This is a genomic window from Polynucleobacter sp. MWH-Creno-3A4 (assembly GCF_018881885.1).
In the GTDB taxonomy this organism is placed as follows: Bacteria; Pseudomonadota; Gammaproteobacteria; order Burkholderiales; family Burkholderiaceae; genus Polynucleobacter.
In genome coordinates this window covers 920,548-937,251 of record NZ_JACXSA010000001.1, presented here as the reverse complement: position 1 = coordinate 937,251, position 16,704 = coordinate 920,548, and the positions used below count along the sequence as shown (strand labels likewise).

Annotated in this window: 15 protein-coding genes; 6 read left to right on the top strand and 9 right to left on the bottom strand. The window is 46.6% G+C overall.

The features are described from left to right. Positions 1–2: 2 nt before the first annotated feature. From leuS to IEN92_RS04725, 3 genes are read right to left on the bottom strand one after another with little or no spacing between them, the layout of a single operon-like run. Entirely contained in the window at positions 3–2,675 is a 2,673-nt protein-coding gene (gene leuS, locus IEN92_RS04735; RefSeq protein ID WP_216161051.1) for a leucine--tRNA ligase, read from the bottom strand. 45 nt (positions 2,676–2,720) lie between these two features. Beyond that, positions 2,721–3,530 carry a 4-hydroxy-tetrahydrodipicolinate reductase gene (dapB, locus tag IEN92_RS04730; RefSeq protein ID WP_216162184.1) on the bottom strand — a complete coding sequence of 270 codons (810 nt, stop codon included), beginning with the start codon at positions 3,528–3,530 and terminating at the stop codon, positions 2,721–2,723. 18 nt (positions 3,531–3,548) lie between these two features. Continuing rightward, positions 3,549–4,286, bottom strand: coding sequence for an outer membrane protein assembly factor BamE (locus IEN92_RS04725; RefSeq protein WP_216161048.1), 738 nt, complete (start codon positions 4,284–4,286; stop codon positions 3,549–3,551). A gap of 43 nt (positions 4,287–4,329) precedes the next feature. Between IEN92_RS04725 and fur the strand changes: the two genes are divergently transcribed. Beyond that, positions 4,330–4,785 carry a ferric iron uptake transcriptional regulator gene (gene fur / locus IEN92_RS04720; protein WP_216161045.1) on the top strand — a complete coding sequence of 152 codons (456 nt, stop codon included), beginning with the start codon at positions 4,330–4,332 and terminating at the stop codon, positions 4,783–4,785. 123 nt (positions 4,786–4,908) lie between these two features. Here the strand turns inward: fur and gap are convergent, their stop codons facing one another. Next, positions 4,909–5,937 (bottom strand): type I glyceraldehyde-3-phosphate dehydrogenase, encoded by a 1,029-nt coding sequence (gap, locus tag IEN92_RS04715; RefSeq protein WP_216161043.1) that lies wholly within the window; start codon positions 5,935–5,937, stop codon positions 4,909–4,911. 44 nt (positions 5,938–5,981) lie between these two features. Then, the gene (tkt, locus tag IEN92_RS04710; RefSeq protein WP_223146550.1) at positions 5,982–7,976 is read right to left on the bottom strand and encodes a transketolase; all 1,995 of its coding nucleotides are present in this window, start codon (positions 7,974–7,976) and stop codon (positions 5,982–5,984) included. Between the two features lie 44 nt (positions 7,977–8,020). Between tkt and IEN92_RS04705 the strand changes: the two genes are divergently transcribed. Continuing rightward, positions 8,021–8,782 (top strand): 16S rRNA (uracil(1498)-N(3))-methyltransferase, encoded by a 762-nt coding sequence (locus tag IEN92_RS04705; protein ID WP_216161040.1) that lies wholly within the window; start codon positions 8,021–8,023, stop codon positions 8,780–8,782. Between the two features lie 36 nt (positions 8,783–8,818). Here the strand turns inward: IEN92_RS04705 and IEN92_RS04700 are convergent, their stop codons facing one another. Together IEN92_RS04700 and IEN92_RS04695 are read right to left on the bottom strand one after the other, a co-directional pair. Then, the gene (locus IEN92_RS04700) at positions 8,819–9,439 is read right to left on the bottom strand and encodes a barstar family protein (RefSeq protein WP_216161037.1); all 621 of its coding nucleotides are present in this window, start codon (positions 9,437–9,439) and stop codon (positions 8,819–8,821) included. 128 nt (positions 9,440–9,567) lie between these two features. Then, entirely contained in the window at positions 9,568–11,889 is a 2,322-nt protein-coding gene (locus tag IEN92_RS04695) for an NADP-dependent malic enzyme (RefSeq protein WP_216161034.1), read from the bottom strand. Between the two features lie 84 nt (positions 11,890–11,973). Here IEN92_RS04695 and thiL point away from each other — a divergent pair, with 84 nt between their 5' ends. From thiL to IEN92_RS04680, 3 genes are read left to right on the top strand one after another with little or no spacing between them, the layout of a single operon-like run. Then, complete coding sequence (gene thiL / locus IEN92_RS04690) at positions 11,974–13,005, top strand: thiamine-phosphate kinase (protein WP_216161031.1); 1,032 nt, start codon at positions 11,974–11,976, stop codon at positions 13,003–13,005. Beyond that, positions 13,002–13,562, top strand: a complete 561-nt coding sequence (locus IEN92_RS04685; RefSeq protein ID WP_216161028.1) for a phosphatidylglycerophosphatase A — start codon at positions 13,002–13,004, stop codon at positions 13,560–13,562. Before thiL ends, IEN92_RS04685 begins: the two co-directional genes overlap by 4 nt. Then, positions 13,562–14,056 carry a CinA family protein gene (locus IEN92_RS04680; protein ID WP_216161025.1) on the top strand — a complete coding sequence of 165 codons (495 nt, stop codon included), beginning with the start codon at positions 13,562–13,564 and terminating at the stop codon, positions 14,054–14,056. Before IEN92_RS04685 ends, IEN92_RS04680 begins: the two co-directional genes overlap by 1 nt. Before the next feature lie 11 nt (positions 14,057–14,067). Here IEN92_RS04680 and corA read toward each other — a convergent pair whose 3' ends face one another. Next, positions 14,068–15,033 (bottom strand): magnesium/cobalt transporter CorA, encoded by a 966-nt coding sequence (gene corA, locus IEN92_RS04675; RefSeq protein WP_215375055.1) that lies wholly within the window; start codon positions 15,031–15,033, stop codon positions 14,068–14,070. A gap of 73 nt (positions 15,034–15,106) precedes the next feature. Between corA and pyrF the strand changes: the two genes are divergently transcribed. Then, complete coding sequence (pyrF, locus tag IEN92_RS04670; RefSeq protein WP_216161022.1) at positions 15,107–15,952, top strand: orotidine-5'-phosphate decarboxylase; 846 nt, start codon at positions 15,107–15,109, stop codon at positions 15,950–15,952. 5 nt (positions 15,953–15,957) lie between these two features. On the opposite strand, the gene mtgA is transcribed toward pyrF, so the two are convergent. After that, positions 15,958–16,704, bottom strand: coding sequence for a monofunctional biosynthetic peptidoglycan transglycosylase (gene mtgA / locus IEN92_RS04665; RefSeq protein ID WP_216161019.1), 747 nt, complete (start codon positions 16,702–16,704; stop codon positions 15,958–15,960).

Genomic DNA, 16,704 nt, shown 5'->3' with positions numbered 1-16,704 from the left:
GATTAAGCAACAATATTGACAAGGCGGCCAGGAACGACAATTACTTTCTTAGGTAATCCGCCATTTAAAGCCCTAGCTGCAGGCTCACTTTGTAATGCCAATGCCTCAACCTGCTCTTTGCTTGCATCGGCGGGAACCCGTATCTCACCTCGTAACTTCCCATTCACTTGCAGCATCAAGGTGATCTCAGTTTGGACTAAAGCAGCCTCATCTACCAATGGCCAAGGGGCGTCCAGAAGCTGGCCATAGGTCTTGGCGTAAGCCATTTCTTTCCAAAGCACGTGGGTTAAATGAGGAACTACTGGATAGAGCACTCGTAACAAGATGCTCAAACATTCACGCAAGACCGATGGGCTAATTTGAGTGCCTTGATCTAGCTTAATTGGTTCAAGGACATTGAGCATTTTCATTGCTGCAGAAACTACGGTGTTGTATTGGCGACGTTGATAGTCAAAGTTTGCTTGCTTCAAAATAGTGTGCACTTCACGACGCAACTCTTTTTCAGCATCGTTCAAGTGATTTGGTAAAGAATCTTGCGCAGCGCAAAGTACATTCGCCTGACTACTGGAATACAACCACACCCGGCGTAAGAAGCGAGATGCACCCTCCACACCCGCTCCAGACCACTCAAGCTGCTGCTCTGGTGGTGCGGCAAACATCACAAATAAGCGGGCAGTATCGGCACCATACTCATCAATGAGCGCTTGTGGGTCAACCCCGTTGTTCTTACTCTTAGACATCTTCTCAACGCCACCTACCACAATCGGGGCGTTAGATGCATCACCCTTGAGCTTGGCGCCGACTGGCCGACCTTTATCGTCGAGACTGAGTTCTACGTCTAATGGATTAAGCCAAGTTTTTTTACCAGAGGCATCCTCTGAGTAATATGTTTCATTAAGCACCATTCCTTGCGTTAACAAGTTTTGAAATGGTTCATCAAAGGTAATTAAATTAAGATCGCGCATTACCTTAGTCCAGAAACGCGCATAGAGTAAGTGCAAAATCGCATGCTCAATGCCGCCAATGTACTGATCCATTGGCATCCAATACTCATTACGCTCATCCACCATGGTCTTAGCATTAGGCCCGGTATAGCGCATGAAATACCAGGAAGAATCTACAAAGGTATCCATCGTGTCAGTCTCACGGCGGGCGGGCTTGCCACACTTCGGACAGTTCACATTTAAAAAGTCTGTGCGCTTATTCAATGGATTACCACTACCGTCGGGTACGCAATCTTCTGGCAATACGACTGGCAAGTCTGATTCGGGTACTGGAACAGCGCCACAGCCTGGATGAGCTTCATCGCCACAGTGAATAATTGGGATGGGGGTACCCCAATAACGCTGACGTGATATTCCCCAGTCGCGCAATCGATAGGTGGTCTTCATTTCACCAATACCCATCTTTTCTAAATCTCTAGCCACAGCACTGACCGCCTCGTCATGAGAGAGACCGTCGTACTGTTTGCTATTAAAGCAAATGACGCCCTCTTTTTGCGCATACCAATCTTCCCAATGAGTCGCATTGAAGATAGGTGACTCGCCGTTTAGAGCAATCACTTGTTTAATTGGTAAATCGTATTTCAGTGCAAAAGCAAAATCACGCTCATCATGGGCGGGTACACCCATCACGGCGCCATCACCATATGACATTAGAACGTAATTACCAACCCAAACTGGTACAGGCTCATTTGTGAGTGGGTGCCTTACATAGAGGCCAGTAAACATACCCTCTTTTTCTTGGGTAGCTAAGTCAGCCTCAATCACACTGCCCGTTTTACATTTCTCAATAAAGCTCGCTAAAGCAGGATTGTTGGCGGCTGCCTTCGTTGCCAAGGGATGCTCCGCAGCTACGGCACAAAAGGTAACGCCCATGATGGTGTCCGCACGAGTTGTGAAGACATACAAAAGTCCATCTTGAATAAAGTTGCCATGGTCATCGGCAATCTCATGCTTAAAAGCAAAGCGTACGCCACGGCTTTTGCCAATCCAATTTTGCTGCATGGTCTTTACGCGCTCAGGCCAGCCCAAGCCATCCAAACCAGAAAGTAATTGTTCGGCGTATGCAGTGATGTTGAAGTAATAACCTGGGATCTCCCGCTTCTCGACCAAGGCTCCAGAACGCCAGCCGCGCCCATCAATCACTTGTTCATTTGCAAGAACGGTTTGATCAATCGGATCCCAATTCACCACTTGAGTCTTACGATAAGCAATGCCTTTTTCCAACATCTTCAAAAAAAGCCATTGGTTCCAACGGTAATAATCTGGATTACACGTTGCAACTTCTCGAGACCAATCAATCGCTAGACCCATCGCGGCCATTTGCTTTTTCATGTAAGCAATGTTGTCGTAAGTCCACTTTGCGGGAGGAACTTTATTTTGGATTGCTGCATTTTCAGCAGGCATACCAAAGGCATCCCAGCCCATCGGCATTAATACGTTATAGCCCTGCATACGCAGTTGGCGAGCCATCACATCATTGATCGTGTAATTGCGTACATGCCCCATATGCAACTTACCGGAAGGGTAAGGAAGCATAGAGCAGGCGTAAAACTTTGCTTTTAGATTGCCAGATGCATCGACGGCATTTTCTGACACTCGATAGACTTGCGCGCTTTCCCAATCAGCTTGCGCTGCCGCTTCAATACTGCGGTAGTCGTAATCCTTACTCATTCAAGACAACTCTTTTCTTCTTATTTTAATAATGGTAGCGGGGTCTTATTTACGCAAACCCAATACATCTTGCATGTCATACAAACCAGAAGATTGGGATTGCAAAAAGCGCGCGGCGCGCAAAGATCCTTGAGCATAAGACTGGCGACTAGATGACTTGTGACTAATCTCAATCCGCTCGCCATCACCAGCAAACAGCACGGTATGATCGCCAACAATATCGCCACCACGAATGGTTGCAAACCCAATTGAGCCTTCCTTACGCTCTCCTGTGTGCCCCTCACGTGCATATACAGCGACATCATCTAACTTTTCACCCAATGCATCTGCAATGACTTCGCCCATCTTGAGCGCAGTACCTGAAGGTGCATCTACCTTATGGCGATGATGCGCTTCGATAATTTCAATGTCGTAACCCTCATTAAGCATCTTGGCAGCAATCTCAAGCAGCTTAAATGTCGCATTCACGCCTACGCTCATATTCGGAGCAAAAACGATTGCTATCTGAGCAGAGGCTTTTTTTAAATTCGCAATCTGATCAGCGCTCAAGCCAGTTGTCCCAATAATCATCCTGGTGCCTGTGGTTTGAGCAACGGCGAGGTGCGCCATCGTGCCCTCGGGTCTTGTGAAGTCAATTAAAAACTCAGCACTAGCTAAAACCTGAGCAACATCTGCAGAGATCTTCACGTCTGTTTTTTTTCCCAAAAATGCGCCCGCGTCCCCCCCCAACTGTGGGCAAGCAGCATGCTCAAGTGCACCAACCAGTTGAGCATCAGAGCTATTGAGGACAGTCTCAATCAACATCTTGCCCATTCGACCAGTGGCTCCTGCAATGGCAATCTTCATCATATGTATTCGCTTCTAATAAACGTGTTATTGCTTTACTTCAGTTGGCTGCGGAATATTCATGGCGCCAGGACCCAATGTCTCGGATGCTGGCACTGCTTGTCCATCTGCCGGCTTGTTAGATGAGCCGAAGAAATCCCAGAAGGAACTTTTAGCTTCTGCGGGAATGGGTGGTACCGCCGCCCCCTTAGGTAAGTTATCGGTAGGACTTGGCACCAACAATTCAGGCGATTGCAGGGGTGGTGTTACGGGTGCTTTATTTGACCCTGTAATGACATCCCAAAATGAACGTTTGATCTTTGCATAGTTATCAATCTCAGCCACCATCTCAATATCGGTAGGCAAAGCATCCCCCTGAAACTTCACTACCTTATCGCCGTCGAAGAAGACTGTTACACGGCGCTCTTTGCCGATGATCTGACCCTCTCGTTTAAATTCAAAGATGTAATCCCAGCGATTTGCATGAAAATAACTTGCCAATAAAGGGGTTCCTAAAATTTGCCGAACTTGTTCGCGACTCATGCCTAGCTGCAACTTTGCATACTGCTCACTCGAAATAAAGTTTCCCTGCACAATATCTGGAACATAGGGTCTAAAAATTTTATTAGCCCAGTTACGTTGGGTTTCATCAACGGCTGAGGTGCAACCACCGATTCCCAATAACCCAAATAGGGCGAGCGCTACAAACCCGAGGCGGGCAGATCCATAAAACCCCTTAAATGCGGGGTTCAAAAAACGACTAAAAAGTTCAAAGCAATTTTGCATAGCTGGCCGTATCATTAAGATATTGATTTTAGCTCCCAAAGCCATGAATACGACCCAAAACCCTACACCAGCAAATTTGCGTGATATTGGCCTCAAAGCCACTGGGCCACGCATGAAAATTCTGGATTTTTTTCATCAAAATGGAGGCACCCACTTTAGTGCTGAAGATGTCTTTATGGCCCTCGCTAAAGAAGATCAAGAAATCGGCCTGGCGACGGTCTATCGTGTTCTCACCCAGTTTGAACAAGCCGGACTCCTGCTACGCAGCCATTTTGAGTCCAGCAAAGGGGATAGCCGCGCAATCTACGAGCTAAACGAAGGCAACCACCACGATCATCTCGTTTGCCTAGATTGCGGCCATGTTGAGGAATTCGTAGACGAGGCAATCGAAAAAAGGCAGCGGGATATCGCCAAAAACCTGGGGTTTAAGCTTCAAGAGCACTCATTAGCCATGTACGGCCATTGCCAGAAGAAAAACTGCCGAAATAAGCAAAAATAAGCACTTTTCTGGCCAATTTCGCTGCTGCAGAATTTAAAAAGACCTCAATTCGAGGTCTTTTTAAATCATTTTCGCTAAAAAGGTGATTTTTACCGAATTTTAGCTACAGATAAGCACTTTTAATTACTTAACAGCCATCAATGCCTCTGCTGCATTGAGCATTTGCACTGAATATCCCCACTCATTGTCGTACCAGGCCAATACTTTGACCAACTTACCATCAGCAGACACGCGAGTCTGGGAGGCATCATAAATACTTGGACGGGGATCATGGTTAAAGTCAATCGATACCAAAGGCAATGTATTGAAGCCCAGGATACCCTTGAGTTCGCCCTCACTAGCCGTCTTCAAGATTGCATTAACCTCATCAACGCTAGTGGCACGACTGGCCGCAAAGGTTAAATCCACAACAGAAACATTAATTACCGGCACGCGCATCGCAAAACCATCAAAGCGTCCTGCTAAAGCTGGCAATACTAGGCCTACTGCTTTTGCAGCACCAGTCTTAGTGGGAATCATGCTGCTGACAGCAGAGCGGGCACGACGCATATCCTTGTGATACACATCTGTCAATACTTGGTCGTTCGTGAATGCATGAATAGTGGTCATCAAGCCTGACTCAATCCCAATGTTTTCCAACAACGGTTTTACCAATGGCGCCAAACAATTCGTGGTGCAACTCGCGTTAGAGACAACGACGTCACTTGGCTTTAATACATTTTGATTAACGCCGTACACAATAGTTGCATCCACATCTTTTTCACCAGGAGCAGAAATCAATACTTTTTTGGCGCCCTGCTGAATATGAATCATCGCCTTTTCTTTTGAAGTGAACTTGCCCGTACACTCCAAAACTAAATCTACACCCAACTCACCCCACGGAGTTTCAGCGGGATTACGAGTACAGAACATCTTGATGCGATCGCCATTGACCACCATGTAATCGCCGTCGACACTGACTTCTGCAGGAAAACGACCGTGCGCTGAGTCATACTGTGTAAGGTGCGCATTGATAGCGATATCACCCATGGCGTTGATCGCAACGATTTTGATATCACGACGTGGCTTACCATTGACCTGGTCTTCATATAAGGCACGTAATACCATGCGACCGATGCGCCCATAACCATTAATTGCGACACGTATTGTCATTTATTTCCCCTTACTAATATTGAATGGATTTCGCATGACTCGCATTACTTCTGAGCGATGCATTGTTTAACAGTCTTTGCAATTTGAACCGCTGTTAAACCAAAATATTCATACAACTGCCCTGCAGGTGCAGACTCGCCAAAGGTATCAACACCATGCACAGCAGCACAGCCATATTTCCACCAGAAATCACTTACTCCCGCTTCTACAGCAATGCGAGGAATATTGCCTGGTAACACAGTGGCTTTGTATGCAGCGTCTTGCTGATCAAAAACCGTTGTTGATGGGATTGAAACGATACGAATACCCAAACCTTCGCCTTCTAACTGCTGCGCAGTTTGTATGGCGAGCGCAATTTCGGATCCCGTGGCGATGATGACTGCATCAATCTTTCCGGACTGGGGATCACGCAAGACATAGCCGCCCCGAGCAATATCTTTAATCTGCTGACTATCACGAGAAACAAATGGGCAGTTTTGGCGACTAAAGATTAAAGCGCTAGGACCATTCTTACGCTCAATGGCTGAGCCCCAGGCTACAGCACTCTCGGTGGTGTCACAAGGACGCCAAACCATCAGATTCGGAATGAGGCGCAAGCTGGCAACATGCTCTACTGATTGATGGGTAGGGCCATCCTCTCCTAGACCAATAGAGTCATGGGTAAAGACAAAGATACTACGCAACTTCATCAAAGCAGCCATACGCAGCGCGTTACGACTGTAATCAGAGAAGGTTAAGAAGGTGCCCCCAAACGGAATATAGCCACCATGCAAGGCAATGCCATTCATGATGGCGCTCATACCAAATTCACGTACGCCGTAATTAATATGATTACCCCATTGATCACCACGTACAGGTTTACATGCTGACCAATTGGTTAAGTTAGAACCTGTTAAGTCAGCAGAGCCACCCATAAATTCTGGCAAGGCTGGAGCCAATGCCTCGATGGCATTCTGACTCGCCTTACGAGTAGCAATCGTTTCTGCTTTTGATTGGCAAGTTTTTAAATACGCACGCAAAGTTGCAGAAAAGTCTTTTGATAGATCACCTTGCATGCGACGCTGCAATTCCGAGGCAAGCTCTGGGAACTTATTTTTATATTTCTGAAATTCTTTATTCCACTCATGCTCAGCAGCTTGACCACGCTTTTTAAAATCCCATGCCGCATAAATATCTTTAGGAACTTCAAAAGGAGCATAAGGCCAATTGAGGGCTACCCGAGTGGCAGCAATTTCAGCGGCACCGAGAGGTGATCCATGTACTTTATCGCTACCAGCCATGTTTGGCGAACCTTGACCAATAGCGGTTTTGCAGCAGATGAGAGTCGGTTTATCGCTTTTCTTGGCCTTAGCGATAGCGGCAGATACTGCCTCTGCATCATGGCCATCTACAGCACGAATGACGTTCCAGCCATAAGCCTCAAAACGTTTTGGCGTATCTTCGTTAAACCAAGAAACGACCTTGCCATCAATCGAGATACCGTTGTCATCCCAAAGCGCAATTAACTTATTTAACTTTAAGGTGCCAGCCAATGAACACACTTCATGGCTGATACCTTCCATCAAACAACCATCACCCAAAAATACATAGGTGTAGTGATCAATGATGTTATGACCTGGGCGATTAAATTCTTCTGCGAGTAATTTCTCAGCAAGAGCCATACCTACTGCATTCGAAATACCTTGGCCGAGTGGACCGGTAGTAGTTTCAACACCCGGAGTAATTCCGTACTCAGGATGTCCCGGTGTCTTGCTATGCAATTGGCGGAAATTTTTTAATTCTTCAATCGGCAAATCGTAGCCAGATAAATGCAAGAGCGAATACAACAACATGGATCCATGCCCGTTCGACAATACAAAACGATCGCGATCAATCCAATGGGGATCAGTGGGGTTATGTTTTAAATGCTCGTTCCAAAGCCCAACAGCGATATCCGCCATACCCATCGGCATACCAGGGTGACCTGAATTTGCCTGCTGAACTGCATCCATGGATAAAGCACGAATCGCATTGGCCATGCGTATTTGAAGGTTTGACATCGTAAAAGTGGTCTCGAGGAAAATAAATTGGCTATATTTCAGTAATGCCTCAATTTTATCTTCCCGGACCATGGGAATCCCAAAAGCCTACCCCCCTCACCCCTGAGGTGGCCCACCATTTGCGAGTACGTCGTATCCAGACTGGGGAATCCTTTCCGGTATTTGATGGCAAAGGCCAGGTAGCTCAGGCCGAACTGCTTTCTTTGAGCGGGAAAACCGGGCAAGCCCAGCTAAGCGATATCCGATTAGATACCCATCGTGAGACTCCTTATGCCATTACTTTGGCTCAAGGGCTTGCTGGTGGAGACAAGATGGATTGGATCGTGGAAAAGGCCGTTGAAACTGGCGCCCAAGTGATTGCACCCGTGCAGTGTGAGCGCTCGATCTTGAAACTGACCCGCATTAGTGATCTGGAGCGTGCGCAAAAACGCCAAACTCATTGGATGGGGATTATTCAAGCAGCGTGTGAGCAATGCGATCGAACTGTCTTAACAAGCTTAGAGCCCATCCAAACTTTTGATGCCTACTTACAGTCAGCATCTCAGGCCAAACTCAAACTCTTGCTCAGTCCAGATGCTACCAAGACGATGTACTCCGTTTTAATAGATACAGATCCTCAAGATATTGTGCTGATGATTGGCCCTGAGGGCGGTCACTCGCCAGAGGAAGAGGCTCAGGCCCAAGCTGTTGGATATCAAATCGTTTCTCTAGGAGAGCGTGTGCTGAGAACTGAAACTGCAGGCGTAGTTGCGATCACAACCGTACACAGCATCTGGAATCCAGAAATGCAAAATCGCCTCAAATAGAGGCGATTTTAGGGCTGAGAGTCAATGAACTAAAGCTTAGGCGAAAGAGTAGAAGACGCGATAAGGTGTGCGGCGTTCAGCCCAATAGTCAACAGCATCACGGAACACATCTAATAATGTTTCACGCGCCTCTTTATCGAATTTCTGAGTGCAAGGTAAGCCTTCCAACACCACTACAAATCCTGGCTGTTGACCAGCTTTGTCGGTAATTGTTGTCAAAGCATCCAGCAAGGGATCGAAATTTTTAGCTTGCTGCTTGGTAAAGGAGTAAGCAATCGCAATCGCTTCTAATACTTCGCCCTTAGTCATTGCATTTGCGCAATTGGCATAAATAAAATGTTGACCAAGTTCTGTAGCAGCCTCTTGCAAATCCGGTGTACGAAAAGCGCGGATCGACTGCACAATGTTAGTGCGGACACTACGCAACATTGCGGGAGGTCCTGCATCGCGAACGGCCAAAGCAGCACGCCAAGAAGCGGTCACTTTTTTTCCCGAGACTTGATTTGCTGCGTAGTTTTGTAAGCGAGATAAACCACCTTGGGCATATACGTTGGCAGCAGATGATTCGGTTTCGAGTCGATCATTACTATCCCAACTTTCAGCACGGCTCTGTTCGTCGAAGCTGGCTGTATTGCTGATTTCTGAGCGATTATTCATGATGGGTGTTAGGTTACCCGTAACAGCCCATCAAATCAAGCCCAAATACAGCACTTTTTATATAAGTTATTGATTTATATAAATTAAATATATGTAAGTTATCACTAACTTACATATATTTTGTGGTCTTAATTGATGCCTCTAGCGTTGCTAGCAGCCTCTACTACTGCCAAAGTTGTCACATTCACGATCCTGCGAACGGTAGCTGCTGGAGTCAGAATATGAATAGGCTTAGCAACACCCAATAACAATGGTCCGATAGCGATTCCATTGCCTGCTGCAGTTTTTAACAAGTTGTAAGAAATGTTAGCAGCATCAATATTTGGCATAACCAAGAGGTTGGCATCTCCCTTCAATGGAGATGAAGTGACGGCACCTTCGCGGATGCTTGCGTCTAAAGCGCTATCCCCGTGCATTTCGCCGTCCACTTCTAAGGTTGGATCCGCCACCTTAATTAATGCCAATACTTCACGCATTTTGACTGCTGAAGGAGCATTGCTTGAACCAAAATTGGAATGAGAGAGTAGCGCAACTTTTGGTACCAATCCCAATTTGCGCATTTCACTCGCAGCCATCAGCGTGAGTTCAGCCAACTGCTCAGCGCTTGGATCAATGTTGATATGCGTATCCACTAAAAATACTTGGCGCCCCGGAAGAATTAATCCAGACATAGCGCCATACACTTTTGCACCAGGCTCGTGACCCACTACTTCGTCAATGTATTTCAGATGGGTTGCCGAATTGCCAACCGTTCCACAAATCATGCCATCAGCCATACCCTTGCTAATCATGATTGAGCCAATCAAGCTATTGCGGCGACGCATTTCTAGCTTAGCAAAAGACTCTGTAACACCCTTACGCTCAGTTAGGCCTAAATAGGTTTGCCAGAAATCGCGGAAGCGCGAGTCATTTTCTGGGTTAACAATTTCAAAATCCTCACCCATCTTCATGCGTAAACCAAACTTGACAATACGATGCTCAATCACCGCTGGACGACCAATCAAGATTGGAGTAGCCAGGTTTTCATCAATAATGATTTGCACAGCACGCAATACACGCTCATCCTCACCCTCAGCAAACACAATGCGTTTTTGATTCGCTGGTACGCGCTTCGCAATACTGAAGAGCGGCTTCATCAAAGTTCCAGAGTGATATACAAACTGTTGTAACTGGTTGCGATAGGCATCAAAATCTTTGATTGGGCGAGAAGCAACGCCATCATCCATCGCTGCCTTTGCAACCGCAGGAGCAATCACAGTAATTAAACGCGGATCAAATGGTTTTGGAATGAGGTATTCAGGTCCAAAGGATAAGTTCTCAATGCCGTAAACGGAAGCTACGACTTCACTTTGTTCTGCTTGGGCCAGTTCAGCTACAGCCTTTACTGCAGCAACTTCCATGCCACGAGTAATGGTGGTAGCACCTACATCGAGTGCGCCACGGAAAATAAATGGGAAACACAAAACGTTATTGACTTGATTAGGATAGTCAGTACGGCCAGTAGCCATTACTGCATCAGGGCGAACTTCTTTCACTTCCTCAGGCAAGATTTCTGGGGTGGGGTTTGCCAATGCGTAAATCAATGGCTTATCAGCCATCTTCTTAACCATGTCTTGTTTGAGCACGCCACCCGCAGAAAGACCTAAGAAAATATCTGCGCCTGCAATGACTTCATCCAAAGTCCGCAAATCAGTTTCTTGACAGAATGGCTCTTTTTCTGGGTCCATTAATTCTTTACGACCCTTGTATGCAACGCCCGCCAAATCGGTTACCCAAATATTTTTGCGAGGAATTCCCAAGTCAACCAATAGATCTAAACAGGCTAGCGCCGCAGCACCTGCACCGGAGGTCACTAGCTTTACATTGCCAACATCCTTGCCAACAACCTTGAGGCCGTTCAGGATCGCAGCTGCCACCACAATGGCAGTGCCATGCTGATCATCATGAAAGACGGGAATCTTCATGCGCGCTTGCAACTTGCGTTCAACCACAAAACAGTCTGGCGCTTTGATGTCTTCTAAATTAATGCCGCCAAATGTGGGCTCAAGTGCAGCAATAATTTCAACTAACTTGTCAGGGTCGTTTTCATTCACTTCGATATCGAAAACATCAATGCCTGCAAACTTTTTAAAGAGTACAGCTTTGCCTTCCATGACCGGCTTACTTGCCAATGGTCCAATATTTCCTAAGCCTAGAACTGCAGTACCGTTAGTAATCACACCAACCAAATTACCGCGAGACGTGTACTTAAAAGCATTCGCTGGATCTTTTACGATCTCTTCACAAGGGGCCGCAACGCCAGGCGTATAAGCAAGCGCTAAATCACGTTGATTGGTTAATTGTTTGGTTGGGGCTATCTCAATCTTGCCCGGAGTCGGAAACTCGTGATATTGAAGTGCGGCCTCTCTCAGGGCTGCAATTTGTTGCTCTTTATTGTTTTCTTTGCTCATCAGTCAACTCTTTGGTAAGACGTATTGAAGTGTCTAATTCTATTCCTCTCGAGCGTCAGGATCCCAAGAGCCATAAAATGGGACATGCATTCTGAATCTGGCCCTCTTGGTGAATTTGATCTGATTGCCCGCTTTTTTAAATCGGGTGCGGACGCTATGCACTCGAACGGCGGTCCGAGCAACGCCATTGCCTTAGGTATTGGCGATGATTGCGCCCTGCTCAAGCCACCCTCAGGGGAGGACCTCGCAATTACCAGCGATATGCTGGTCGAAGGCAGGCATTTTTTTGCAGATGCCAATCCTCAATCTCTGGGCTACAAAGCCCTGGCAGTTAACCTCTCAGACCTAGCGGCAATGGGTGCAAAACCACTTGGATTCACACTAGCGATTGCCTTACCGAAGCCTGATCTGGTCTGGCTAGAAGGGTTTTCTAAGGGGCTTTTTAGTATCGCCAGCCAGTACGCCTGCCCACTCATTGGTGGGGACACTACTGCCGGGCCCCTCACCATCTCCATCACAGCGATTGGCAGCACTCCTGCCGGGAAAGCCATACGCAGATCAGGGGCAAAAGTGGGCGATCAAATTTGGGTTTCCGGAACAGTGGGAGATGCAAGACTTGCTCTTGCTGCACTGCGTCATGAAATCAAGCTCTCTGAGGAAGACTTCATGCATATTGCCCACCGCATGCATGAACCCACCCCTAGATTGGAACTTGGGATCAAACTGCGTGACATTGCAAGTTCAGCGCTAGATGTATCTGATGGACTGCTCGGTGATCTGCAACATCTTCTCAAACAATCCGATGTCAATGCAGAAATTTTCTTAAATCAAATTCCCAAATCGATCACTCTCCAAAAACAGTCTATTGACATTCAAAATCAATTTGCAACTTGTGGTGGTGATGATTATGAATTGTGTTTCACCGCGTCAAGTGCTCAAAGTAATGCAATTGCTGAAATCAGCAAGGCATTTGATTTACCCCTGACTTGCATTGGCAAAATTGTGGCAAAAGAAAATTCAAGCAAACGGATAGCCTTACGCAATACTCAAGGAAATTTGCTGAGTGAATCTGAAACACAGTCATTCCTCAAATCATTTGACCACTTTGCATCATGACTTTTTCTGAACACTCAACAGAGATCAAACCCAATCTTCGATGGGTGCTGCAAACCGCAAGTCGTACTATCGCCTTTGGCTTTGGTAGCGGCTTAAGTCCTATTGCACCAGGCACTGTCGGCACTCTCTGGGCTTGGGCAGCCTTCTTGATTGGTGAGTATTTTCTATCTACCGAAGATTTTGTATGGATCATTGCTGGCGGTGTGTTACTAGGATGCTGGGTCTGCGGCCAGGTGAGTGAAGAATTAGGTAAGAAAGATTTTGGTGGCATTGTTTGGGATGAAATCATTGCCTTTTGGATTGTGCTGCTATTCATCACACCTACTCATTTTTGGATGCAAGCAGCTGCATTTGCACTCTTTCGCTTCTTCGATGCCGTCAAGCCAGGTCCAATTGGAATGATCGATCGGCACTTTAAAAACTTTGATGCCAGCAACTTAGCACCATCTACTCCACTGCAAATCCTTTGGCGTGGCTTTGGGATCATGGTCGATGACCTTGCTGCAGCTTTCTGCACGCTATTACTCATTGCCTTATTTCAAACTCTAGTTCAATAATGCATCTGATGAATCTAGTTCAATCTATCGCCCAGCTCTTGCTTGCCAAAAATTGGAAGCTTGCACTGGCTGAATCTTGTACAGGTGGCCTGGTTTGTGCCAAATTGACCGAGTTATCAGGATCTAGTGCTTGGTTTGAGCGGGGCTATATCACTTACAGCAATGAAGCCAAAACAGAATGTCTCGGCGTACCCGCTGAACTCATTCAATCTCATGGCGCAGTGAGTGAGCCGGTGGCCAAAGCCATGGCTCAAGGTGCTCAGCGTATGGCTGGAGCCCATGTTGGGGTCTCCATTACAGGAATAGCTGGACCAACTGGGGGCACACCAGAAAAACCCGTTGGAACGGTTTGCTTTGGATGGTCAATGTACGATCAAGACGGCGAAAATCTGATCGCATGCCAAACCAAATTATTTCTTGGGGATAGATCAGCCATTCGGGAGCAAGCCGCTGAATATGCTTTGACTGAGCTACACAGATTGCTCAGCGCTTAGTAGACGAGCTATTACTTCATCCAACCTTTGCTATGGAAGTAGGCCAAAGGAATAATTGCTGAAATCACCATGGCGCCAATTGCCATTGGATATCCCCAAGGCAAGTCCAACTCTGGCATGTACTTATAGTTCATGCCCCAAACGCTGGCCAATAAAGTTGGTGGCATGAGGGCAACTGATACCACCGAGAAGATCTTAATAATCTTCGATTGGTTCAAGTTAATAAAACCCACAGTCGCATCCATTAAGAAGTTAATCTTATCGAATAAGAATGCAGTGTGGTTTTCTAAGGAATCAATATCGCGCAAAATTTGGCGCGCTTCCTCTTGCTGCTCATCGGATAGTAACTTGCTACGCATTAGGAAAGATAAGGCTCTACGGGTATCCATGACATTGCGACGGATACGGCCGTTGGTATCTTCCTCGGTGGCTATTGTTTCCAAAACTTCAGCAGCATCAGCATCATTAATGTTGTCAGATAAGACACGTTTACCCGCTTGCTCGAGGTTTTCATAAACCTCTTCTAGAGCATCTGCAGAGTATTCAGCATCGGTGGAATACAAATCGAGCAACACATCTTTTGCATTGCTTACCGATCCGGGGCGCAAACGTGCACGCAAACGGACTAAACGGAATACCGGTAGATCTTCATCATGAATGGAGAACAAAACCTGCTTAGTGAGAACAAACGCCACGCGGACGTTACGCGAAGTTTCTTCCTCGTCCAGTAAGAAATCCGTACGAATATGGAGATGGCCGTCATCGGCTTCGAAGTATCGGGCTGAAGCCTCTAGATCGCCCAAGTCATCCAACTCAGGTAAAAGTACCCCAAATGCCTCTTTAATCCAAATCAACTCTTCTTCTTCTGGATCAACTACGTCAATCCAGATAGGATTGGTGTATTGCAACAATTCATTGCGATCTTCCACTTGCTCTTGAGAGAGGCGGCCATTTTGCAGGACGAACAAGTTGATCATGGTGAACTCCTAAGGAATGTGCGCTAGTTTATCCTATAGACCATGACAGTTTCTCTAAAATAAGCCAAATCCAATGAACGCTCACTCAAATACCTTTAACCAGCAACTCCAGTCTGCATGGGCTTCCCAAGGTAGCATGCTGTGCATTGGTTTTGACCCAGATCCTAAAAGGCTACCAAGCTCCCTCCAAGGGAAGTCTGAGGGCATCTTTGAGTTTTGCCGTGAAATCGCTGATGCCACTGCAGATATGGTCTGTGCATTCAAACCACAATTTGCTTACTTCGCCTCCCAAAGAGCAGAGGCCCAGCTAGAAAAGTTGATTGGCCACCTAAAAGATAAATACCCCCACATTCCCGTGATTTTGGATTCCAAACGTGGTGATATCGGCAGTACCGCCGACCACTATGCTCTGGAGGCTTTTGAGCGCTATGGCGCAGATGCTGTGACCGTCAACCCTTACATGGGGTTTGACACGATTGAACCGTATCTCAAATTCGCTGGCAAAGGTGTCATCGTGCTTTGTCGCACCTCCAATCCTGGCGGCTCGGATTTGCAATTTCTCAATGTTGCTTCTAACAACGAGCCGCTGTATTTACATGTAGCCAAGCTCGCTGCACAAGAGTGGAACCGCTCTGGCCAAATCAGCCTAGTGGTTGGCGCCACCTTCCCGGAAGAAATTGCGAAGGTGCGTGCGATCGTTGGCGAAATGCCACTGCTCATCCCTGGAATTGGCGCTCAAGGTGGTGATATTGATGCCACCGTGAAAGCCGGTCGCATTTTAGGTGCACCCGGTACCGGGATGATCATTAATTCATCCAGAGCAATTTTGTATGCAAGCTCAGGTGGTGACTTTGCTGAAGCAGCAAGAGTAGCAGCACAAAACACGCGCGATGCCCTAAGGGCAGCTGCCGCAAAATAAATTGACTACTTAGTATTTTTAGGTACCGGTGATATGGGTGCTAATGCGACACGACCCATATTTTCTAGAATGAATTCTTGACGAGTTGGAAAGTGAATATTGGCCTTGCGACAATATTGCGCTTTATCAAAACACTTTGGGGCTGGCAAGGCAGAAGCAAGTGCTGCTGCTTGATCCAAATCTAAGGCAGCCGGTGGTATCCCGTAATAGTGCTGTGAAGCAGCCCCGATCCCAAAAACTCCCTCACCCCACTCCACCGAATTGAGATAAATCTCAAATAGACGTTGTTTTGACAAAATTAGCTCAAGGAGCCCAGTAATGATCAGTTCCTGCCCTTTGCGTAAATAATTTTGCTCTGAAGACAAAAATAAATTCTTAGCTAATTGCTGAGTAATGGTTGAACCTCCCCGCAAAGCTGTCTTCGGGGCATTCTTAAATTGGGATTTTTGCTGATTCTTTTCCCATGCTTTTTGCATATCTTCGACACGCACTCCCTTATGTTGAAAAAAGATATCGTCTTCACTCACCAAAACAGCACGCTTGAGATTGTTGGAAATTTTGTTGTAAGGGACCCATTTGGAATGGACTTCGCAAGACCAATGCCAGGAACATAAGCGCCAGCGTTCAGCCCTCTGAAATGCTGTACTGTCAGGATCTAAGCCACTCCATAAAGCAATCTGCAACGCAAAATAAATCTGCATTGCCAAAATACCGCAGATCAGGCATTTGACTGGATAAGCTATCCAACGCAT